The sequence below is a fragment of the Ruegeria sp. BG11 genome (assembly GCF_056538565.1).
In genome coordinates this window covers 1-3,373 of the sequence record NZ_JBQFTH010000033.1, presented here as the reverse complement: position 1 = coordinate 3,373, position 3,373 = coordinate 1, and the positions used below count along the sequence as shown (strand labels likewise).

Sequence of the window (3,373 nt, the reverse complement as noted above, 5' to 3'; positions counted from 1 at the left end):
TGAAGCACATCACGAATGAAGCACATCACGAATGAAGCACATCACGAATGAAGCACATCACGAATGAAGCACATCACGAATGAAGCACATCACGAATGAAGCACATCTGTTGTTGTGCCTTCAGAACTCTAGCAGACTGCTAAATATGGCACCGCAGCCCCCAGGGAACGTACAATAATAAATCCAATACGTACCAACGCGCCGTTTGCCAGCGCAGGATACCGGTGTACCAAGGAACCAACACGCAAAACCGCTTCGCCTCATCTGATTTAAGAACTCATGCGGCAGGCTCGCGCTTGAACCAATCCCCCACACCCCTGGCCGTTCACTCGATAATCACTCGTTGTCTCAAAACAACCCTATCCAGCCTCAAGGAGCCGTATCTCCACAGCGGGTGCTCATTGCCCCCGCAACACCCTGACGGCTGTTGGGTGTCTTTGATCTCCTGTTTTGCGGAACTGGATGATGACATCGATCATCGAGCGGCAGTACTGGAGGATCTCGGAATAGGTCAGCCCGGTGTCGGCCTGCATGACCATGAGCGCCAGACGCGAAAGCGCCGCGTCCGGGGACGCGGCGTGAAGCGTAGAGATGCCACCGGGATGACCGGAGTTGATCGCAGACAGGAAGTCATAGGCTTCCGCACCGCGCAGCTCCCCCATGATAATCCGCTCCGGATAATCCGCTCCGGCCGGAACCGGAGGCAGGCTTTGAGAAGATCGCGACTTGTCGCGTATTGGCTGACCACCAGAGACACAGCGTTGGGCTGACCGGGCCGGATCTCCAGAACGTCCTCGATGGTCATGATCCGCTCAGAAGGATCGACCTCGGCCAGACAGGCGCGCAGCCAGGTTGTCTTGCCCGAGGATGTTCCCCCTGACAGCAGGATGTTCCACTTTGCTTTGACCGCGGCCTGCAGAAAGGCCCCGAAGCCGCCAGTCTCATAGGCTTCGAATACCGCCGCATCCGCCGGATCGGTGCCTGGTTTCAGGTCGGACATGTTGGCGTCGAGGTCAGGCAGCCCGGCCATGAGCTGATCAAGCGACAGTTCCTGGGCCACAGCCCTGCGCAGGGCAAAGGCCACCCCACTCTCAATGGCGGGTTTTACGGCAACCTGAGCGCGCCAAAGTGACCCGGCAATCTCGAACTGAGAACCGGCCAGCGGTTTCCTGGATGAGATCGGATTGTCCCCGGCCAGGTCCTGTGCCAGCGCCTGCGCGTCATCTTCGTTGAGAGGCTCGTCCAGCTGACGCATCGCAGGATCGCCGCTGCGCTCGATCCAGACCCTCCCGTCCGGGTTCAGAACAATCTCCGACAGGCGTGGGTCGCAGAGCAAGCCCTCTCCAAACACCCGGGTCAGGGTGCTCTCCAGATGGCGGCTCACCGGCTGAACCCCCGATCGCCTTTCGCCCGCTCCTGTCGTTCGCGACGGCGGCGCTCCTGCACCTCGGGGTCGCGGTCAATCTGACGGTCGATGTCTTTCACATCCCAGGCCTTGCGGGTCATGTTGAAGCGCTCCGGCTCATCTGTGACCGGGTTCCTGCGCGACCGGGTGACCTTTTCTGTACCCGCTTCAACAAAAGTGGCCCTGTCCCCGACCCGGATATTGTTCCGCGCCATCTGGTCCTGCAGAGCCGTGCCCCAGATCCGCTCCGGCACGTCCCGGCCATCAACGTTCATATCAACATAGAAAGACCTGCTCTTCGGGTCATTGGGATCAACCAGCGCTTCCTTTGCATCCACGATGGTGCCGGTCACAGCGGTTTCGACCTGGTGTTCCTCAATATTTACAGTGTTACGCGACCAGAATTCCGCAATCTCGTTGAGCTTCCTGTCCGAAAGGTCATGATCGGTTGCCCTGCCCTGTTCACGTGGCACGCGCTCAATATCCGTGGCCTTCCAGGCGCGGCGTTGGGCCGGGATGTTTTTCATCTCACCGGTCTCCCGGTCCTTTTTTGTGACCGTCACCCTCTTGTACCCGTCATGGGCCAGCGTGGCGGTGTCGCCGATGACAAGGTTCTCGCGTTGCATCATGTCAGGCACATCAACACCCCAGACCCGGTATGGCTTGTCGAGGCCCTCTACCTTCAGATCCACAAAGGGCGACAGGCTGTCCTCATCCTTCTTGTCAAAGCGAGCGGACCCGGTCAGGACAATCTCACCCCGCACACCTTGCTCAAGATCGATCTTCTGCGCAGGCGCATCAGCGGGTGCTGCTGTTCTGGAATCAGCCATCCCCGTTTGCCGGGTGACTGCAGAACGATCGCTATCCTCTGTCCGGTCTGCTGCACGACCTGTCACGCGCTCATGCACACGGTCCTCGATCTCAAGAAGGCGCCCACCGATCGCGGCCCGATCAAAGCCCTGCCCCTTCATGGTCTGGATTTCGGTCTGAACGCCAGCCTTGATCTTCTCTTGCAGGAAATCGTCCCCCCTGCCCTCGGCAAAGGCCCGGTTGATGTCACGGATCTCGCCGCGGGCATCCCGGTAGATCTCTGCAGCATCTTTATAGGCCGCCTTCATATCCTCCCGCGCCTGTTTCTCGCTGAGCGAATGGGTATTCGCCAAAGTCTGAACATCCCGCTCAAACCACTTCTCCCGGGTCTCACGATCCACATCACGCCCGTTGCGGATGCGCGACAGGGCCAGATCCCCATTCATATCCATGGCCTCAAACCGCTCGGCCACCTTCCGGTCCGCTTCATTCAGAGCGGCTTTTGTTGCCAGCCCGCGTGGATCATCTGCAGGCGTGCGCTCCTGTCCCAGAGCCTGTGTCTGCGTCGGGTCTGCTGCATCCCGCTCTGCTGCCCGGCGTTGGCGGACGGGGTCGGTGTCATCCCGGCAGACCTCAATCTCATCATCCCGCTCCAGACGTTTCCCAAAGAACGCTTTGGTCTCCTCATCCATCAGCGGTTCATAATTCCAAAGAACACGCGACATCGCAGCCTCGGCCTGGCTGCGCTGATCTTCATCCTCCATGGCCCCAACCTTATCGGACATGCCCTGGATGAAGCTGCGAATGTCTGAGTTGATGGCCTGAAGTTCCGTATTAATACCCGGTGCCTTTGCCGGGTCCATGTCCTGTGAGACTTGCTGTTCCACGTCGATTTCCTCTGATCTGAGAACCCCGTCCCGCACCAGGGTTTTGGCTGCGCCGAGAACAGCCGTTACATAGGAGCCCAGGGTCTCGGCCCGCCCTGGGTATTGGGTTCGGAAAATGCCATGTTCGACACCAACGGCATGGCTGCGAAGGGTCTCCCCCAAAGCGGCATAGTCTGCGTTGCGCTGGTCTTTGAGCGATTGAAGCAGTTCAGATGCAATCGGCGTCCGTCGACCCCGACCATGATAAGGAAAGCCGCTGCGTGTCTCGGGG

3 protein-coding genes are annotated in these 3,373 nt (G+C 59.3%); all 3 read right to left on the bottom strand.

Going from position 1 to position 3,373, the window contains the following annotated elements:
* Window positions 1-398 precede the first annotated feature (398 nt).
* Window positions 399-617: a hypothetical protein gene (locus tag ACR0JF_RS23165; RefSeq protein WP_480670087.1), complete on the bottom strand. Its 219-nt coding sequence runs from the start codon at window positions 615-617 to the stop codon at window positions 399-401.
* On the bottom strand, window positions 512-1,384 hold the full coding sequence (locus ACR0JF_RS23160; protein ID WP_480670085.1) for an ATPase, T2SS/T4P/T4SS family: 873 nt from the start codon (window positions 1,382-1,384) through the stop codon (window positions 512-514). The genes ACR0JF_RS23165 and ACR0JF_RS23160 overlap by 106 nt, the downstream gene beginning before the upstream one ends.
* A partial coding sequence (locus tag ACR0JF_RS23155; protein ID WP_480670083.1) for a hypothetical protein occupies window positions 1,381-3,373 on the bottom strand: 1,993 nt, incomplete at its 5' end. The genes ACR0JF_RS23155 and ACR0JF_RS23160, both read right to left, overlap by 4 nt.